Annotated in this window: 1 pseudogene; it reads right to left on the bottom strand. The window is 46.4% G+C overall.

Annotated elements, in window-relative coordinates:
- Positions 1–478: pseudogene (locus L654_RS0100895) on the bottom strand (aspartate kinase); the annotation flags it as partial.
- Positions 479–563 lie beyond the last annotated feature (85 nt).

Here is a 563-nt window from a genome sequence, read left to right as displayed (position 1 = left end):
TTTCTACAGCCGAAGTATCGGTGCCGCCGCGTCCAAGCGTTGTAATATTGCCCTCAATATCACGTCCCTGAAACCCAGCAATAATAGCAATACGATTATGCTCAAGCTCATGCTTTAAGCGCGTAGCAGCAACCTCAGCAATACGAGCTTTACCAAACATATTGTCGGTTAGAATATTGACTTGATCGGCTAATAAGCTTACAGCTGAATGGCCACGTTTGATAATAGCCATAGCAAGCAGTGATACAGAAACCTGCTCTCCGGTGCTAATAAGTACATCTAGTTCACGGCTACTCGGGCGAGTATCAATTTGTTTGGCGAGGTTAATTAAGCGGTTGGTTTCTCCCGACATAGCAGAGAGAACCACAACCACTTGATGTCCTTGTTGTCTGGTTTTAACAACAAGGTCGGCGACTGCTTCAATTCGCTCTATTGAGCCGACCGAAGTGCCACCGAATTTTTGAACAATAAGCGCCACTTAGGCTTAAGTACGCTCAGTTAACCAGGCTGTAACGCTATCTAGTGCAGCAGCAAGGTTTTGTGGCTCACTACCACCGGCTTGT

This window comes from Pseudoalteromonas sp. TAB23 (genome assembly GCF_000498075.1).
GTDB lineage: Bacteria > Pseudomonadota > Gammaproteobacteria > Enterobacterales > Alteromonadaceae > Pseudoalteromonas > Pseudoalteromonas arctica.
This window is presented reverse-complemented; position numbering and strand designations above follow the sequence as displayed.